The 16842-nt window shown below is 69.6% G+C and carries 18 protein-coding genes; 6 read left to right on the plus strand and 12 right to left on the minus strand.

Annotated features, from left to right (window positions below; all coding sequences use genetic code 11):
- Positions 1-29: 29 nt before the first annotated feature.
- The 5 genes from ABT294_RS46130 to ABT294_RS46150 all read right to left on the minus strand — a co-directional run bounded on the left by ABT294_RS46130 (position 30) and on the right by ABT294_RS46150 (position 5041).
- On the minus strand, positions 30-698 hold the full coding sequence (locus ABT294_RS46130) for a hypothetical protein (protein ID WP_350812859.1): 669 nt from the start codon (positions 696-698) through the stop codon (positions 30-32).
- A gap of 23 nt (positions 699-721) precedes the next feature.
- On the minus strand, positions 722-1474 hold the full coding sequence (locus ABT294_RS46135; protein ID WP_350812860.1) for a class F sortase: 753 nt from the start codon (positions 1472-1474) through the stop codon (positions 722-724).
- A gap of 5 nt (positions 1475-1479) precedes the next feature.
- Positions 1480-2772, minus strand: a complete 1293-nt coding sequence (locus tag ABT294_RS46140; protein ID WP_350812861.1) for a hypothetical protein — start codon at positions 2770-2772, stop codon at positions 1480-1482.
- A 131-nt stretch (positions 2773-2903) separates the two neighbouring features.
- The gene (locus ABT294_RS46145) at positions 2904-3686 is read right to left on the minus strand and encodes a class F sortase (RefSeq protein WP_350812862.1); all 783 of its coding nucleotides are present in this window, start codon (positions 3684-3686) and stop codon (positions 2904-2906) included.
- Positions 3686-5041, minus strand: coding sequence for a hypothetical protein (locus ABT294_RS46150; protein WP_350812863.1), 1356 nt, complete (start codon positions 5039-5041; stop codon positions 3686-3688). Before ABT294_RS46150 ends, ABT294_RS46145 begins: the two co-directional genes overlap by 1 nt.
- A 194-nt stretch (positions 5042-5235) precedes the next feature.
- On the opposite strand from ABT294_RS46150, the gene ABT294_RS46155 reads away from it, so the two are divergent.
- Positions 5236-6381, plus strand: a complete 1146-nt coding sequence (locus ABT294_RS46155) for an acyl-CoA dehydrogenase family protein (RefSeq protein ID WP_350812864.1) — start codon at positions 5236-5238, stop codon at positions 6379-6381.
- Between the two features lie 59 nt (positions 6382-6440).
- Positions 6441-6602, plus strand: coding sequence for a hypothetical protein (locus tag ABT294_RS46160; protein WP_350812865.1), 162 nt, complete (start codon positions 6441-6443; stop codon positions 6600-6602).
- A gap of 4 nt (positions 6603-6606) precedes the next feature.
- On the opposite strand, the gene ABT294_RS46165 is transcribed toward ABT294_RS46160, so the two are convergent.
- Positions 6607-7029: a MarR family winged helix-turn-helix transcriptional regulator gene (locus tag ABT294_RS46165; RefSeq protein ID WP_350812867.1), complete on the minus strand. Its 423-nt coding sequence runs from the start codon at positions 7027-7029 to the stop codon at positions 6607-6609.
- A gap of 20 nt (positions 7030-7049) precedes the next feature.
- Here ABT294_RS46165 and ABT294_RS46170 point away from each other — a divergent pair, with 20 nt between their 5' ends.
- Complete coding sequence (locus ABT294_RS46170) at positions 7050-7427, plus strand: MarR family winged helix-turn-helix transcriptional regulator (protein WP_350812868.1); 378 nt, start codon at positions 7050-7052, stop codon at positions 7425-7427.
- Positions 7428-7434: 7 nt separating this feature from the next.
- Here ABT294_RS46170 and ABT294_RS46175 read toward each other — a convergent pair whose 3' ends face one another.
- The 3 genes from ABT294_RS46175 to ABT294_RS46185 form a co-directional block, all read right to left on the minus strand.
- Positions 7435-8211, minus strand: coding sequence for an alpha/beta fold hydrolase (locus ABT294_RS46175; RefSeq protein WP_350812869.1), 777 nt, complete (start codon positions 8209-8211; stop codon positions 7435-7437).
- A gap of 17 nt (positions 8212-8228) precedes the next feature.
- Positions 8229-10451, minus strand: coding sequence for an ATP-binding SpoIIE family protein phosphatase (locus tag ABT294_RS46180; RefSeq protein WP_350812870.1), 2223 nt, complete (start codon positions 10449-10451; stop codon positions 8229-8231).
- A gap of 123 nt (positions 10452-10574) precedes the next feature.
- Positions 10575-11279: an iron-dependent transcriptional repressor DtxR gene (locus ABT294_RS46185; RefSeq protein WP_350812871.1), complete on the minus strand. Its 705-nt coding sequence runs from the start codon at positions 11277-11279 to the stop codon at positions 10575-10577.
- 101 nt (positions 11280-11380) lie between these two features.
- Here ABT294_RS46185 and ABT294_RS46190 point away from each other — a divergent pair, with 101 nt between their 5' ends.
- Positions 11381-12037, plus strand: a complete 657-nt coding sequence (locus tag ABT294_RS46190; protein ID WP_350812872.1) for a UdgX family uracil-DNA binding protein — start codon at positions 11381-11383, stop codon at positions 12035-12037.
- Here ABT294_RS46190 and ABT294_RS46195 read toward each other — a convergent pair.
- Both ABT294_RS46195 and pdxH read right to left on the minus strand, forming a co-directional pair.
- Complete coding sequence (locus tag ABT294_RS46195; protein ID WP_350812873.1) at positions 12034-13269, minus strand: MFS transporter; 1236 nt, start codon at positions 13267-13269, stop codon at positions 12034-12036. The two genes, ABT294_RS46190 and ABT294_RS46195, sit on opposite strands and share 4 nt — an antisense overlap.
- Before the next feature lie 10 nt (positions 13270-13279).
- Positions 13280-13933: a pyridoxamine 5'-phosphate oxidase gene (pdxH, locus tag ABT294_RS46200; RefSeq protein ID WP_350812874.1), complete on the minus strand. Its 654-nt coding sequence runs from the start codon at positions 13931-13933 to the stop codon at positions 13280-13282.
- 177 nt (positions 13934-14110) lie between these two features.
- On the opposite strand from pdxH, the gene ABT294_RS46205 reads away from it, so the two are divergent.
- Entirely contained in the window at positions 14111-15217 is a 1107-nt protein-coding gene (locus ABT294_RS46205; RefSeq protein ID WP_350812875.1) for a citrate synthase 2, read from the plus strand.
- 78 nt (positions 15218-15295) lie between these two features.
- A complete protein-coding gene (gene serC / locus ABT294_RS46210; protein WP_350812876.1) occupies positions 15296-16405 on the plus strand; it encodes a phosphoserine transaminase in 1110 nt (369 codons plus the stop codon).
- On the opposite strand, the gene ABT294_RS46215 is transcribed toward serC, so the two are convergent.
- Positions 16384-16758, minus strand: a complete 375-nt coding sequence (locus ABT294_RS46215) for a BlaI/MecI/CopY family transcriptional regulator (protein WP_350812877.1) — start codon at positions 16756-16758, stop codon at positions 16384-16386. The genes serC and ABT294_RS46215 overlap by 22 nt on opposite strands.
- Between the last annotated feature and the right edge of the window lie 84 nt (positions 16759-16842).

Consider the following 16842-nt stretch of genomic DNA (forward strand, 5'->3'; position numbering starts at 1 on the left):
TTAGGAAGAGACTACAACAGAACCTTGCTCTACGACCTCTCGGGAGGTGGCAGCAGGTCTTCCGGGGCGTCGATCTGGAACCGCCAGCGATCGACCGCCAGCCCGTTCAACCCCTCCGCCAGCGCCAGCGCCAGCGTGCCCAGCTGCACCGGATCGTCGCCGCGCAGCTCCACCGCGGTCAGCTCGGTCGCGAAGGGCAGCAGCTCCGCGACCGCCGGCGGCTGCCCCTTCTGCGGCACCACCAGCACGCGGACGCCCCCGGCCGTGAAGACGAACTCGTCCTCCTCCTCGACCTCGCCCTCCAGGTGCGCCACCAGCTCCTCGGCCGACGGCCGGGTCGGCAGGACGACCGCCGGGCCGCCACGGTCGTCGTCGGCGGGATCGCTCACCGCACCCCGGCACACGGCCAGCCCGCCCAGCCGGAACGCCAGCCCCTCGGCCAGGAAACGGTCGAAGTAGTCGAACGGCAGCGGACCCTCCGCGGCCACCCGGCACGCCCACACCTGCTCCAGCTCGCCGCCGACCAGGTCGGCTTCGGCCTCCACCGGGGCATGCAGCCGGACGTCCGCCGCGACGATGTCGCCACCGTCCTCGCGGGCGGCCGGATCGGCCAGCCGTACCAGCCGCAGCAACTCGGACTGGTCCGGTTTGACGGGCAGCGCCGCCGTAGGGCCAGTACGCAGTCTCCGCTTCGCCATCCAGCCCATGCGCGCCTCCGCGATCAGCTTCGATAGGAGCTCGTCATCGTCGCGTAGACGATGATGTTATCGGTGTAGTGACCGATGTTGCGGTTGTACGTGCCACCGCAGGTGATCAGGTGAAGCTGCGCGTTCGTCTGGTTGCCGTAGACGCGCTGCGTCGGGAAGGTCTTCTTGCTCGCCTGCTCGACACCGCCGACGGTGAAGACGGCGGTCGTCCTGTCCTGCCGCTTGACCTCGATCGTGTCGCCGTTCTTGATCTCGTACAGGCGGCTGAACACGGCGCTGCGCGTCCGCGTGTCCTTGTGCCCCAGCATGACGGCGGGGCCGGCCTCACCCGGGGTGGACATGTTCCGGTACCACCCGACCAGGTTGGGGTTGTCGCCGGTTGGCACCTGGATGGTCCCGTCCTTGGCCAGCCCCAGCGACTCCACCGGCGCGTTGATGCCCAGCCGCTTGATCACGATCCGCACCGGCGTGGACGGCAGCATCGGCGGAGCCGGCGTCACCTGCGGCAACGGCGGCGGCACGGTCGGCGCAGCCTGGAACAGCGCCTGCGCGGGCTGGCCCGTCGCCTTCCCGTCGGGCTGCGCGCTCAGCGACAGCGAATCCCGGTCGCTGGCCAGGCCGTACTCCTCAGGCGAGCCGAGCACGATGAGCATCCCGGCCACCACCGTCACCACACCGGCCACGGCGGCCAGGATCAGCACGGACCTGAGGACCTTGCTGCCCCGGTCGTCCGGCGGCCCGCCGCCGTACGGATACTGCCCGGCCACCTCGATCAGCCTCTGCCGAGATTGCGGCGCCGCAGCACCAGCCCGCCGACGCCGGCGGCCATGACGAGTGCCGACCCGACCAGCATGAACGTCCGCCCGTCAGGCCCGGCCGCCCCGCCGCCACCGGTGTCGGCCCCGGCCTTGGGGGTCTGCGACTTCTTGGTGGTCTTCTTGCTGGAAGGGGTGTGGGTCACGATCAACGTGGTCGTCTTGGTGGGCTTCGGCGTGCTGGTCGTGGTGGTGTTGCTCGGCGTGGGCGTCGACGTGCCGTTGCCCACGGTGAGTGTGAACGTCTTCAGCCCAGTCGTGGGAGCCGTGCACTTGATCGCCGGCGCGCTCGACGAGGTACCGAAGGCGAGGTCCCCGGCCGTCAGCGAGACGGTGCCGGTGGTCGTCGGCTTCACCTTGAACGTGAGGGCCGGGAGGGACGTGAGATTCTGACCGGCTGTTGCGCCGGTGAGGAGGGCTTCTGCCGTCGAGGACGTCGGCGCTCCCGCGCCGCTCGCCTTCACCGTGGCGAAAAGCTTGCTGCTGGCCGGGAAGCTGGTGGGCAGCTTCAGCGGATCTCCGGTGGACTGGATGGTGCCGGTCCAGGGGATGGAGGCGTCCTCGTTGGCCTTGGCGCCGGTCGGCGGGGTCATCGTGACCTTGATCTCGACCTCGGCGGGATAGTCCGCATCGGTCGTGCCGGTGGCCAGCGTGCAGTTGTACTTCACGATGTCGGTGTCGGTACCGCCGCCGCCCTGCCCGATCGTGACGTCCAGCACCTCGGTGGAGGTGGTGGTGCACGTTGTGGTGGTCGAGCCGGTGCCGGTGCCGAGAGCCAGCGTCAGGGTGCCGGGCTTCACGCTGACCTTGCCGGTCGCGCCGGCGGGAACCGACAGCTTGTACTTCACGTCGCCCGCTGTCGTGGAGGTCGCGCCGCTGGCAACAGACGGGCCGGTCTTCGCGCCCGGGTCCGTGACGGTGACCGTGGTCGGGGTGAGCGTCAGCGCCTGGGTGACCTGCAGCGTCGTCTGCGCGGTCGGGGCAGGCGAGAGCTGCAGGATGGGAACGTTCACCGTCAGATCGAAGCTCGCGCCCGCAGCCACCGAATCAGGGGCGCTGAGCCCGACGCTGATGGTGGTGCTGCTGATCGGCCCACCCGATTGGCAGGTGTAGCTGAACTGCTTGGTGGCCGCCGCCTCCGCTGGCGACGAGAAGGCTAGGACCGAACCAACGAAGACGACCAGCGTGCTCGCGATCCCTAAGGCGGATGTCTTCTGGGCGAGGCGGCGCCGCGCCTTGGACGTCAGCACTGTCCATCTCCGTTTCAGCACAGGTACAACAGGCGTACCAGGATTCCAGCCGTTGGTCACGGTTAGGTAGAGATCCTACGAACTGTCCCTGTCAACTTCCTGTAAACGGAGAAAACCCACGCAAGTTGCCGTCAGCCCTTCTTCTTGGAGAGCGTGGCGTACACGACGATGTTGTCCGTGTAGCTGTGCGCCTGCTTGTTGAAGACGCCGCCGCAGGTGATCAGGCGGAGCTGCGAGCTGTCGGTGTTCCCGTACACGCGGGCCGTCGGGAAGTTCGTCTTGCTGACCTGCTCGATCCCGCTCACGGTGAACCGGGTGACCTTCCCGTCCGACCGGTACACGTAGATCTGGTCGCCCTTGGCCAGCTCCGAGAGGCGCTGGAACACCGCCGGTCCCTTCCTGGTGCTCACGTGCCCGTTGATGATCGCCGGGCCGAGCTCCCCCGGGACGGGGCTGAACCGGTACCAGCCGGTCTGGCTGGGCTTGCTCAGCGGCGGGGTGCCCAGGACCCCCTTCAGGTCCACGGTGACCGACCCGACCGGCGCGTTCACCTTGATCTTGGGGATCTTGATCCGCGTCGGCCTGGGCTTCGTGGTCTTGGTCTTGGCGGGCGGGATCGGCGCCACCACGGGCGCGGCGGCGAGCGGCGGCGGCGCGTCGAGCCTGGCCGGGGTCAGCGGCACGTTCTTGCCGCCGGGTCCCACGGTCGGCGGCAGCACGAACGCGCCCGCGTTCTGCACCTGCACCTGCACCTGGGTCGGCTCGACCTGGGCCATCGGCTGCGGGCCCGACCCGTCGTCCACGCGGGGCGCCAGCGACAGCAGCCCCGCCATGATCGCGCCCACGCCGCCCAGCGAGCCCGCGATCAGCAGCCCGGGCAGCGCCCGGTTCATCGGCGACTTCTGCTCGGTCATCAGCTCACTCCTCCGGCATGCGCGGCCCGGCGTCGCCGCAACAGCAGCCCTCCGGTCGCGCTCCCCATCAGCAGCACGGACCCACCGGCGATGAGCCCGTACGATCCGTTTCCGGCCTCCGCCGCCTCACCCGTGTCGACGCCGCCCTTGGGCGTCTTGGCCACCTGCGCCTTGACGTACTTGGTGGAGGTCGGCCCGCTGGACGCCTTGGCGGTGGCGGTGGCGGTCACGGTGGACGTCGACGTCGCCACCACGCTCACGTGCCGGTCGGCCGTGGGCCCCGGGTCCCAGTGCTGGGGAGGCGTCGTGCTCGGGTTGTTCGTAGGCGTATTGGTGGCCGTCTTGGTGGGTTCCGTCGGCCTCGGGCTGGTGGGGGGCGGGCTGCTCGCAGGAGGGGTCGTGGAGCCGGGGACCGTCACGTCGATGGCGCCGGGCGGGCTATCAGGCGTGCACGTGGCCTGGTCGTGGAGCGGCGGCTCGGTGATGCGGCCAGTGATCACCTTGATGGCGTCCACGTAGGCCTTCTTGTTCTCGGTGTTGACGACCTCGATCGTGTGCGGCTTGTACGCCAGCTCCGGAGAGCTCCAGAGCGTCTCCTGCGCCTTGGTGCCGGTCATCGGCGTGCCGTTCCTGTCCAGGCCCGGCTCCACCAGCTTGTCGGTGATGGTGCCGCCGTCGATGAGCACCCGGACGGGGCCGAGGTCGCGTTCGCGGCGGCTGATGTACTCGACCTTCGTGGCCGTGAAGCCGAGCTTGGCCACGGCGTCCTTCTGGTCGGTCTCCGCGAGGTCGTAGAGGTGGTCGCCGAACTCGGGCGCCTTATGCTCGTTGGGCTTCCAGGCGGACGTGTACTCGAGCTTGTCGTTGTTCACCAGCACCTCGCCGGCGGCGGGAGTGAATCGGACGACCAGGCCCGTGGGCCGGACCCGGATGGTTCCCGAACGCTTCACGGAACCGGCGTCGGAGAGGCCCTCGGGCACGTCCAGTTGGTCGCCCGGCACCAGCTGGCCCTGTTCCTTGCCGCCCTTGGGGCGAAGCTGGCCGTCCCAGGCGCCGGTGATGTCGACCGTGCCTTGCAGGTTGAGCTGCGAGCCCTTGACGAAGAAGCCGGGCGAGCCGAACCTCCGGTCGCCCACGTACTTGATCGACCAGGCGACGTCCAGCATGCCCGCCGAGGTGAGCCGCGGAGTGACGGCCGCCTCAAGTTGGACCCCTGCGTCACCTGCGACGCCGTTCTTACAGGTGTACGTCACGATCAGCGAGTCGGCCTGGCTCGTGCTGGAAGCCGCTACGAACGCCGCGGACGCCGCCAGGCCCACCGACGTGGCGACCAACGCCTTACGTAACCGATTCACGGCCATGCTCCGATCACACAAGGAAACCGAAGGTAGATCTTAGGGTCGAAAACCCCTGCAACACATGCCAAACCGCTCGTCCGCCAATACTTGTGATGAAGCCGTGTCCGCTTGGGCACGTACCGGAAAAGCGGGTATACCGATTAGTAACAGAATTGTATTCTGTCGGGCACGAACACCTGCTTGGAGGCGACATGCAGCGAGACCTCTACGACGAGGAGCACCTGCTCTTCCGGGACACCGTGCGCGAGTTCATGGCCCGCGAGGTCGTGCCGCACCACGCGCAGTGGGAGAAGGACGGCATCGTGCCGCGCGAGGTCTGGAAGAAGGCCGGCGAGATCGGCATGTTCGGCTTCTCCGTGCCCGAGGAGTACGGCGGCGCGGGCATCACGGACTTCCGCTACAACGCCGTCATCGTCGAGGAGATCATCAGGAACGGCGCGTCGGGGCTGGGGTTCTCGCTGCACAACGACGTCATGGCCCCGTACGTGGTGGAGTTGACCGATGACGAGCAGAAGCAGCGGTGGCTGCCCGGGTTCGTCAGCGGCGAACTGATCACGGCGATCGCGATGACCGAGCCCGGCGCCGGCAGCGACCTGCAGGGGATCAGGACGACCGCCGTCCGCGAGGGTGATCACTACGTCGTCAACGGGCAAAAGACGTTCATCACGAACGGGATCAACTCCGACCTCGTCGTGGTGGTGGTCAAGACCGACCCGGCAGCCGGCGCGAGGGGCACGACGCTGCTGGTCGTCGAGCGCGGCATGGACGGGTTCACCCGCGGCCGCAACCTGGAGAAGGTCGGGATGAAGGCCCAGGACACGGCCGAGCTGTTCTTCGAGAACGTCCGCGTGCCAGTGGCCAACCGGCTGGGCCCCAACGACGGCGAGGGGTTCTTCCAGCTCATGAACAACCTGCCCCAGGAGCGGCTGTCGATCGCGGTGGCGGCGGTGGCGGCGGCCGAGACGGTGCTGGAGCAGACCATCGAGTACTGCAGGCAGCGCCAAGCCTTCGGGCGAAAGATCGGATCCTTCCAGAACACCCGCTTCGTCCTGGCGGAACTGGCCACCGAGACCGAGATCGCCCGCCACTACGTGGACAAGTCCATCGTGGCGCTCAACGCCAAGCAACTGAGCGCCGTGGACGCGGCCAAGGCCAAGTGGTGGACCACCGAGCTGCAGAACAAGGTGATCGACCGGTGCCTCCAGCTGCACGGCGGCTACGGCTACATGATGGAGTACCCGGTGGCCAGGGCCTGGCTCGACAGCCGCGTCCAGACCATCTACGGCGGCACCACGGAGATCATGAAGGAGATCATCGGCCGCTCCTTCGGACTCTGACGCCCAGGAACGCCCGTCACACCGCGCGGAAGGCGATCTGACGCCGCATACTGGTCAGCATGGACGGCGGCCTGATCCTCCTGGTTTTCCTGGCGTTGCTGTTCGCCTGGGGCCTCAACCGCGTGCGCCGGGCGCTGCGGTTCGGCCCGGTGGGCTACCTCGGCGTGATGGCCGTCTTCATCATCGTCATGCTGCTCGTCTGGGGCCAGACGATGCGCTAGCCGGCTATCCCGGCAGCGCGCCCACGAACCGGGTGAGCAGCCGGGCGAACTCGGCCCGCTCGGCCTCCGACCACCCGGCCATGGCCTGCTGGAACACGGCCTTGCGGCCCTGGCGGACCTGTTCGAGCGCCGCCACGCCCGCGTCGGTCAGCGCCAGCAGCGCCCTGCGCCCGTCGGCCTGGTCGGCCTCGCGTCTGGCCAGGCCCGCCTCGACGGCGGCGGCCACCAGCCTGCTCGCGCGGGGCTGGTCCACGGACAGCGCGTCGGCGACGTCCGACACGGTGACGGGCCCGCCCGCCGACTCGATCACATCCAGGACGTCGTACTCCCGGCCCGAGGCCCCCTGCTGCCGGGCCAGCACCCGCCTGCTCTGCCTGCGCCTGATCGAGACCATCGCCCGCTCGACCAGATCTATGTCTTCATACATATACTTGCTATTATACATGCATGAACAAGCCCATCGGATACTGGCTCAAGCACCTCGACAACCTCTTCGAGAGCGCGATGGACGACGCGCTGGCGGAGCAGGGTGTCACCCGCAGGCAGTGGCAGATTCTCAACGCCCTGGCGCACAACGCCGAAGACCCCCGCGACGCGCTCAGGCCGTTCTCGGGTGTCACCGGCGCGCTCGACGAGCTGACCGCGAGAGGCTGGATCGCCGACGACCGGCTCACCGACGCGGGCCGGGACGCGCACGCCGTGATCGCCCAGCACGTCGGCCGCTTCAGGCAGCGAGCCGTCGACGGAGTCAGCACCCAGGAGTACCAGGCGACCGTCGACGTGCTCAGCCGCATGTGCGCCAACCTCGAACCCGCCCACAGCTAGGAGCGACTCAGTCGCCGCTCCCCTCCAGCAGCACCCTCGCCACCAGGTCGGGGTCGTCGCTCATCGGCACGTGCCCACAGCCCTTGAGCAGCTTCACCCGCTGCCCCGACCACTTGGCGGCACGCACGGCCTGACGGCGCAGCAGCAGGCGGTCGTGCTCGCCCCACGCGATCGTGATCGGCGACTTGGGCGGCGCGGGCGGCAGCACGTCCGAGAACGCCTCCAGCGTCGCGTCGAACCCGGACGAGCCGCCCAGCGCCTGGGAAGCGGCGACCAGCGCCGTGGGCGACAGCCGCGACGGATGCGCCACCAGCAGCCCCGCCGACAGCGCCCGCCCGACCGGGCTCTCCGCGTTGCGCGACGACCGCTCCGGCGACAGCGCCCTCGCCGAGGCGCGGATGGCCCGCAGCACCGTCTGGCAGTAGAGCAGCTCGGGACGCGACCAGAACCCGGCGGGCGACAGCGCGGTGGCGGTACGAACCACCCCGCGCGAGGCCAGCTCCAGCGCGAGGTACCCGCCCAGCGAGTTGCCCGCCACGTGCGGCTCGCGCACGCCGAGCATCGCGCAGAACGACTCGACGGCGTCGGCGAGAGCCTCGGCGGTGTACGGCGTGCCCTCGGGCAGCCCCGGCGACACGCCGAAACCGGGCAGGTCGATGGCGATCACGGTCCGCGAGACGGCCAGCCGATCCAGCACCGGAAGCCACGCCTGCCAGTGATGCCCGATGCCATGGATGAGGATCAACGGTGCGCCGGTGCCGCGCCGCTCGAAGGCCAACTCCATGCCGTCGAGTAGACCACTCAGCGGCTACGCGTGGGAATCTCGAACCAGACGGCTTTACCTTCCCTGGTAGGACGCGATCCCCAGCGCCGAGCAAGCTGGTCTACCAGGTAGAGGCCACGCCCGCCCTCGTCGTTCTCGCCCGCGCTGCGGATCCGGGGCAGCCGGAGATCCTGGTCGAAGACCTCGACCCAGACCGACTCCTCGCCCCTGCGCAGCCGCAGCGTGAACTCCTTGTCGCTGACGACCTCGTCCTCGAAGCCGGGAAGGTCCCAGGAGTCCTCGAACGGCAGCGGCGGGCCCTCGACGCTCAGCTCGCGGCGCGGCACGCCCGCGCTGGCCGCGTGCAGCACCACGTTGGTGACGACCTCGGAGACGAGCAGGCAGGCCAGCTCGGCGCGCTCCTCGGGGACGTTCCATCCCTCGAACGCGTCGGAGGCCATCCGGCGGGCCTCCCCCACCATGATCGGCTGGGCGGGGAAGGTGCGCTCCTCGACGTCGAGGTCGGCGTCGGTGGAGCGAACCACCAGGATCGCCATGTCGTCGTCGATCTCGCCGGGCACCGCGACGGTGGCGACGTCGGCGATGCGCTCGACCTCGGCGTCGCTCACCTTGGCCAGCTTCTCGCAGAGCACGCCGAGCGTCTCCTCGTCGCTCGGCATCCGGCCGTCGCGGGCCGGACGGCGGTCGACCAGGCCGTCGGTGTAGAGGAGCAGCGCGGCCCCCGGCGGGAGGGTGCGGGTCTCCTCCTTGTAGACCAGGTCGGCGTGCAGGCCCTTGGCGCGCACGCCCAGCGGCTGGCCGACCTCTTCGATGTCGAGCTCGACGCACTGGCCGTCGACGAGCAGCAGCGGCGGCGCGTGCCCGGCGTTGGCGAAGGCGAGCTGGCGCGACCAGGCGTCGTAGACGAGGTACTGGCAGGTCACGATGGGCGGGACGCTGATGTCGGCGCCGCTGTCGTCCTGCTCGGGGGTGGCGATGATGCGGGTCCACTCGTCGAGCCTGGCCAGGATGTCGGCGGGCGACTTGTCGTCCTGGGCGAAGGCCCGCAGCGCGGCCCTGAGCTGGCCCATGATGGCGGCGGCCTTGGCGCCCCTGCCCTCGACGTCGCCGATCACGATGCCGACACGCCCAGCGGACAGCGGGATCACGTCGTACCAGTCGCCGCCGACCTGGGTCTGGATGCCCTGGCCGTGGGAGGCGAGCGGCGCCGCCGGGTAGTAGCGCACGGCGATGTCGAGCCCGTCGAGCTGGGGCAGCGCCCGCGGCAGCAGGTGCTTCTGGAACGACTCGGCCGTGTGCCGCTCCTCCTCGAACAGCAGCGCGTTGTCAATGGCCAGCGCGACCCTGGTGGCGATCGCGCCGACGAAGTCGCGGTCGAACGCGTCGTAGTGCGGGCTGCGCCGGTCGGTGAGGTTGGACAACCCCAGGTACATCAGCCCGAGGGTCTCGCCGCGCACGCACAGCGGCGCGACGATCGCGGACGTCATGCCGACCTCGCCGCACAGCTTGGCGCTGCCCTCGTGGGGGATGGGGAAGCTGTTGGCCGCGAAGTCCTCGACGAGGATCGTCTCCTGCCTGCGCAGCGAGGTGTCGGCGTAGTGGCCGGCCGGGTAGCGGATCTCCGCGCCCACCGGCTTCCAGGTGCCCGGCGGCGGTGTCCAGCCCTGCACGTGCTGGGAGACCCGGCGGACCAGCCGGTCGCCCTCCATCAGCTCGATGAAGCAGTGGTCGGCGAACTGCGGCACCAGCATCTCGGCGACGCGCTTGAGCGTCTCCTCCACGTACAGGGAGCCGGCCAGCCGCTCGCCGATGCGCTCGAGCAGCCCGAAGCGGTCCTTCTCGCGCTCGTTGCTGCGCAGCGCCTCGCGCGCCGTGATGACGATCCCGGTCACCGCGCCGGACGTGTGGCGCAGCGGGACGGCCTGGGCGCGCACGTACACGATCGTGCCGTCACCGCGCCGGACGTCGAAGGTGCCCTCCCACACGCCGCCCTTGAGCACGTGCTTGGCCAGCTCGATGGCGAGCGGGTGGTCCTTCTCCATGATGCCGAGCGACAGCACCTGCGAATCGCGCGTCGCCGACTTGCCCGGACGGCCGAACAGCTTCTCCGCGAACGGATTCCAGTAGAGGAGGTTGCTGAAGCGGTCCGTCACGACGACGGCCATCTCGGCGTGATCAAGCACCGACGCGGCGGCCAGGTGATCAGCCGGATCCTGTGACAGATCCCCCCAACGCTTCATCCGGAGACCACTCCTTGGGGAGGAATGCGCGTCAAGCGAACCACGGGCGCTCCTGCAACAGTCTTGACCGGAGGGGAGTGAGGGATCTCCCTGATGGGATTCAACCAAGCAGCAGCGGCCGCGTCAGTCCTTGGAGACAAAGACATGCGCGGCGACATCGCGCGGAAGCTCCGCGGGAATGTTGCCACCGTCACTGTCACCTGTCACCCGCACACCGTCGTCGCTCGCCGCGAGCGTGACCTCGCGTCCGGGTTGTATCCCAACTTGCTTGAGTTTAAGCATCACAGCGGGATCGCTTTGCACTTGTTCGCTAATTCGTCGCACGACAACGGGTACTTCTCTCGCCCCGGCGAGGTCGGCCATCGAGATCAACGCCTCGTCGACCCCTTCTGCGGCCTCGCGGGCCCCCAGCTCAGCCAGGCCGGGAATGGGGTTGCCGTGCGGGCAGGAGGTCGGATTGTCGAGCAGCGCGACCAGGCGGGTCTCGACGGACTCGGACATCACGTGCTCCCACCGGCACGCCTCGATGTGCAGCTCCTCCCACGGCAGCCCGATGATCTGGGTCAGCAGGCACTCCGCGAGCCGGTGCTTGCGCATCACGCGGGTGGCGAGCGTGCGGCCGAGGTCGGTCATCGACAGGTGCCGGTCGCCCTCGACTCGGACCAGCCCGTCACGCTCCATGCGGGCCACGGTCTGGCTCACGGTCGGGCCGCTTTGCTGGAGCCGCTCCGCGATGCGGGCGCGCAGAGGGACGATGCCCTCCTCCTCGAGTTCGTAGATCGTGCGGAGATACATCTCCGTGGTGTCGATCAGGCCGTGTGCGGTCAAGGCTCCTCCCATCTGCATGCTACGCCGGTCGTCGCGGGGACTGAGCCCGTCCGCGGCGGGCACAGAAGTCACAGGGAACCCTATGGGGAGAACGACGAACGATGGCACCGGACGGCAACAACGGAGCGGCCAGGTTCCTTCCCGGCCACCTCGATCTCCGCTCGCTGCGCGAGGCGGCGGCCGGGTGTCAGGGCTGCGGCCTGTACCGCGACGCCACGCAGACCGTGTTCGGCGACGGCCCGCCGGAGGCGCGGTTCATGCTGGTCGGCGAGCAACCCGGCGACCAGGAGGACCGCAGGGGCCGGCCGTTCGTCGGGCCCGCCGGGCGCGTCCTGGACCAGGCCCTGGAGGAGGCGGGCATCGACCGGGACGACGTCTACGTGACGAACGCGGTCAAGCACTTCTCCTTCACGCTCAGGGGCAAACGGCGCATCCACCAGACTCCGACGGCCGCCGAGATCGACGCCTGCCAGCCGTGGCTCAACGCCGAGCTCGCGCTGGTCGAGCCGGAGGTCGTGGTGGTGCTCGGCGCGACGGCCGCGCGGGCGCTGCTCGGGCCGTCCTTCCGGGTGACGAGGCAGCGCGGCGTGCCGGTGCCGCTCGACACGCTCGAAACGGACGCCCTGGCGGTGGCGACCATCCACCCGTCGGCCGTCCTGCGCGCACCCGACAGGGACGCGGCCTACGCCGGCTTCCTGGCCGACATGAGGGTGGCGGCCGCCCTGCCCGACGGCTCCCGGCGCGAACCGCCGGGCTAGCGTGCCCGGTAGTTCCTGAAGGCCGCCACCGACAGCCCGACGAAGATCACGACGATCGCGCAGGCCAGCCCGCCGCCCACCCAGGCCGCCGTCAGCCCGAACGCCGCGGCGGTGGCCCCGGCCCGCAGGTCGCCGAGGCGCGGCCCGCCCGCCACGACCACCATGAACGCGCCCTGCAGCCGCCCGCGCATCTCGTCGGGCGCGTACAGCTGCAGGATCGACTGCCGCCACACGGACGAGATGACGTCGGCCGCGCCGCCGACCGCCATGAACGCCACGATCAGCCAGAGGTCGCGCGCGAGCCCGGCCGCGGCCACCGTGAGCCCCCACACGGCGATGATGACGACCAGGGCGAGCCCCTGCCTGCTGACCCGGCCGACCCAGCCGGAGAACAGCGCCCCGGCGACGGACCCGATCGCCATGGCGGCGTTGAGCGGGCCGAGCACGACCATCGAGCCGCCGAACCGCTCGGCGGCCAGTTCGGGGAAGAGCGCCCTCGGCAGGGCGAAGACCATCGCGATGATGTCCACCACGAACGACATCAGCAGCACGGGGCTGCCGGCGATGAACCTGAGCCCCTCGAACACGGCACGCGCCCCCGGACGGGTCACCTCGCCGAGGGGCGGGAGCGGCGGCAGCCGCAGGGCCGCGTACAGGCTGGCGGTGAACAGCAGCGCGTCGACGGCGTAGGCGGAGGCGTACCCGCCGTAGGCCAGCACGACGCCGCCGATCATCGGGCCGACGACCGCTCCCATGCTGAAGACCAGGGAGTTGAGCGCGTTGGCCGCCGGCACGACCTCCGGGTCGAGGATCCTGGGGATGATCGCGCCCCTGGTCGGGGAGGTGACCGCGAACCCGGCTGCGCCCAGCGCGACCGCGCCGAGCAGGACGTACACGTTGCGCAGTCCGAGCAGCGCCTGCAGCAGGATGAACAGGGTGCTCGCCCAGGAGACGGCCGAGCCCGCGAGCAGGAGCTTGCGCCGGTCCACCGCGTCGGCGACCGCGCCTCCCCACAGGCCGAACAGCACGAGCGGGACGAAGTTGGCCATCCCGAGCAGGCCGACCCAGAGCGAGGAGTGCGTCAGCTCCCAGACCTGCTGGCTGACGGAGATGACCGTCACCGCGAGGCCGACGTGGGAGACGGCTTGGCCGAGCCAGAGCCGGCGGTAGGCGGGGGTCGCGAGGGGCCGGATGTCTACCAGATGTCTCTTAACCAGCTCCCCGATTGCCACTTTAAGCACATTAAGGGGCGAGTCTCTCAACGATCCAACCGGGGTGGGAGCGACGGTAGCGGAGGCGGTCGTGCATCCGGTCGAGCTGTCCCTGCCAGAACTCCACCTCCGAGGGGACGACCCGGTACCCGCCCCAGAAGTCGGGCACCGGCGGATCCTCCGGCCAGCGCTCGGCCATCTCGGCGTAGCGGGCGTCCAGCTCCTCCCTGGAGCGCACGACCGCCGACTGGCGCGACGCCCAGGCCCCGATGCGCGACCCGTACGGCCGGGAGGTGAAGTACTCGGCCGACTCCTCGTGCGGCAGCCGCGCCACCAGGCCCTCGACGCGCACCTGACGGCGGATCGGGTGCCAGGGGAACAGCAGCGAGGCGCGACCGTTCTCGGCCAGGTCGCGGCCCTTGCGCGACTCGTAGTTGGTGTAGAAGACGAACCCGCGCTCGTCGTAGCCCTTCAGCAGGACTGTTCTGGCGCTCGGACGGCCTCCGGCGGAGGCGGTGGCAAGCACCATGGCGTTCGGCTCCGGCAGGCCCGATTCGAGCGCGTCCTGGAACCAGCGGGTGAACTGCGTGATGGGATCGGCGGCCAGATCGGATTCGAGCAGCGGCTCGCCCTCATATGTACGGCGTAGCCCCGCCAGCGAGGGCGGGCGCGAGGTGGCATCCACGAGACGGTATTGTGTCGCGCTTGGTGGCAGATCCCACACAACACTCCCTACCAGCAGCTTTTCGCCTTCCGGCGGGTCCGAAGACCGGGCACAAGCTAGCAGGGGGTTAAATTGACCCGCCGGTATCTCGACATCAAGGCATTGCCGGAACATGGCAAGAAAGGGAGGCGGCCGAGCATGTCCGACTTCAAACCCGGCCTCGAGGGCGTAGTGGCCTTCGAGACCGAGATCGCGGAACCGGACAAAGAAGGGGGCGCCCTTCGATACCGGGGCGTCGATATCGAGGAGCTGGTCGGTCGTGTCCCCTTCGGGCACGTTTGGGGCCTGCTGGTTGACAACAAGTTCCAGCCGGGTCTCCCCCCGGCGGAGCCGTACCCCATCCCCGTCCACTCCGGTGACATCCGCGTAGATGTGCAGAGCGCGCTGGCCATGCTGGCTCCGGCCTACGGCTTCAAGGCCCTGCTCGACATCTCCGACGAGGAGGCACGCGACCAGCTCGCCCGCGCCTCCGTGATGGCCCTGTCCTTCGTGGCGCAGTCGGCGCGCGGGCTCGGCCTGCCGATGGTGCCGCAGAGCCGCGTCGACGAGGCCAAGACCATCGTCGAACGTTTCATGATCCGCTGGCGCGGCGAGCCCGACCCCAAGCACGTCAAGGCCATCGACGCCTACTGGACCTCCGCTGCCGAGCACGGCATGAACGCCTCGACGTTCACCGCCCGCGTCATCGCCTCCACCGGCGCCGACGTGGCCGCCGCGCTCTCGGGAGCCGTCGGCGCCATGTCGGGCCCGCTCCACGGCGGCGCTCCGGCCCGCGTGCTGCACATGATCGAAGGCGTCGAGCAACTCGGCGACGCCAAGAAGTACGTCCAGGGTGAACTGGACAAGGGCAACAGGCTGATGGGCTTCGGCCACCGCGTCTACCGTGCCGAAGACCCGCGTGCGCGCGTCCTGCGCCGCACGGCCAAGGAGCTCGACGCGCCTCGCTACGAGGTCGCCGCCGCGCTGGAGCAGGCGGCGCTGGAGGAGCTGCACGCGCGCAAGCCCGACCGCGTGCTCGCTACCAACGTGGAGTACTGGGCGGCCGTCGTCCTCGACTTCGCCGAGGTTCCCTCGCACATGTTCACCTCCATGTTCACCTGCGCCAGGACCGCCGGCTGGGCCGCGCACATCCTGGAGCAGAAGCGCACGGGCAGGCTCGTCCGCCCCAGCGCCACCTACACCGGCCCGGCCTCGCGCCCACTCAGCGACGTGCCCGGTGCCTCCGAGGTCGTCGGCACCATCTGACCCTCACGCATGACGGCCCGGGTCTCAGATGACGGACCCGGGCCGAGTCAGCTCTCGGGGGCTCAGTACCCTGGTCGTGTGGCTGACATCGTGATTCCCGCTGACATCAAGCCCGCCGACGGCCGATTCGGCTGCGGGCCCTCGAAGGTTCGTACCGAGCAGCTGGCCGCGCTCGCCGCCTCCGGCGCCGACGTGATGGGCACCTCCCACCGCCAGAAGCCGGTCAAGAACCTGGTCGGCCGCGTCCGCTCCGGGCTCGCCGACCTTTTCTCGCTGCCTGAGGGCTACCAGGTCGTGCTGGGCAACGGCGGCACCACCGCGTTCTGGGACATCGCCTCCTTCGGGCTCATCCGTGAGAAGTCGCAGCACCTGTCGTTCGGCGAGTTCTCCTCCAAGTTCGCCACGGTCGCCAAGAAGGCGCCGTGGCTGGCCGACCCCTCGGTGATCAAGTCCGAGGTCGGCACGTACCCCGAGGCCGTGGCCGAGGAAGGCGTCGACGTCTACGCGCTCACCCACAACGAGACCTCCACCGGCGTCGCCATGCCGATCAAGCGGGTCGGCTCCGGCGACTCGCTGGTGCTGGTCGACGCCACGTCCGGCGCGGGCGGGCTGCCCGTCTCCATCGAGGAGACGGACGTCTACTACTTCGCCCCGCAGAAGAGCTTCGCCTCCGACGGCGGCCTGTGGATCGCGATCATGTCGCCGCGGGCCCTGGCCAGGGTCGAGGAGATCGCCGCCACCGACCGGTTCGTGCCGGAGTTCTTCAGCCTGCCGATCGCCATCGACAACTCCGCCAAGGACCAGACCTACAACACGCCCGCCGTGGCCACGCTCTTCCTGCTGGCCGACCAGCTCGACTGGATGAACGGCAACGGCGGCCTGGCCTGGACCACGTCCCGCACCGCCGACTCGTCCCAGCGCCTCTACACCTGGGCCGAGAAGTCCTCCTACGCCACGCCGTTCGCCGCGCCCGAGTACCGCTCGCAGGTGGTCGGCACGATCGACTTCTCCGACGACGTCGACGCGGCCGCGGTGGCGAAGGTCCTGCGCGCCAACGGCATCGTCGACACCGAGCCGTACCGCAAGCTGGGCCGCAACCAGCTGCGCATCGCGATGTTCCCGGCGATCGAGCCGTCCGACATCGAGGCGCTGACGGTCTGCGTCGACTACGTGGTCGAGCGCCTCTGACCCGTCCTACGTGACAGCTCGTCGAGGAGTGCCAGCGCGTCGGTCTCCTCGACGGCGTGGGCGAACCGCGCCAGCACCGGCAGCCTGTCGGCGCTGGCGGCCAGCGCCTCCAGCATGAGCTGGGCGACGTGCTCGTCCCTCGAGCTGACCGTGGAGTAGCGGAAGGCGTTACGGTACGGGGTACGGACGAGCAGGCCCTTCTTCACCAGCCGCTCGGCGACCGTCTGCACGGTGGTGTAGGCGAGGTCGCGGTCCTCGTTGAGCCTGGCCAGGAGTTCTCTGACGCGCATCGGGTTGCCCGCCTCCCACAGCACGTCCATGATCGCGCTTTCCAGGGAACCCAGGTTCGCCAACGGACCGACCTCTCGGCTCGACGAGTAGTAAACATTCTTGCCCGAAAGGGCGCCGCCCGGCCAGGGGATTTCTCCGCCTCCATC

Source organism: Nonomuraea sp. NPDC000554 (assembly GCF_040300065.1).
GTDB lineage: Bacteria > Actinomycetota > Actinomycetes > Streptosporangiales > Streptosporangiaceae > Nonomuraea.

What these genes read in the sequence shown, in the direction of transcription:
- ABT294_RS46130 (WP_350812859.1), bottom strand. Translation starts at nt 698, where the DNA reads ATGGCGAAGCGGAGACTGCGTACTGGCCCTACGGCGGCGCTGCCCGTC.
- ABT294_RS46145 (WP_350812862.1), bottom strand. Translation starts at nt 3,686, where the DNA reads ATGACCGAGCAGAAGTCGCCGATGAACCGGGCGCTGCCCGGGCTGCTG.
- ABT294_RS46155 (WP_350812864.1), top strand. Translation starts at nt 5,236, where the DNA reads ATGCAGCGAGACCTCTACGACGAGGAGCACCTGCTCTTCCGGGACACC.
- ABT294_RS46160 (WP_350812865.1), top strand. Translation starts at nt 6,441, where the DNA reads ATGGACGGCGGCCTGATCCTCCTGGTTTTCCTGGCGTTGCTGTTCGCC.
- ABT294_RS46165 (WP_350812867.1), bottom strand. Translation starts at nt 7,029, where the DNA reads ATGTATGAAGACATAGATCTGGTCGAGCGGGCGATGGTCTCGATCAGG.
- ABT294_RS46170 (WP_350812868.1), top strand. Translation starts at nt 7,050, where the DNA reads ATGAACAAGCCCATCGGATACTGGCTCAAGCACCTCGACAACCTCTTC.
- ABT294_RS46175 (WP_350812869.1), bottom strand. Translation starts at nt 8,211, where the DNA reads ATGGAGTTGGCCTTCGAGCGGCGCGGCACCGGCGCACCGTTGATCCTC.
- ABT294_RS46180 (WP_350812870.1), bottom strand. Translation starts at nt 10,451, where the DNA reads ATGAAGCGTTGGGGGGATCTGTCACAGGATCCGGCTGATCACCTGGCC.
- ABT294_RS46190 (WP_350812872.1), top strand. Translation starts at nt 11,381, where the DNA reads ATGGCACCGGACGGCAACAACGGAGCGGCCAGGTTCCTTCCCGGCCAC.
- ABT294_RS46205 (WP_350812875.1), top strand. Translation starts at nt 14,111, where the DNA reads ATGTCCGACTTCAAACCCGGCCTCGAGGGCGTAGTGGCCTTCGAGACC.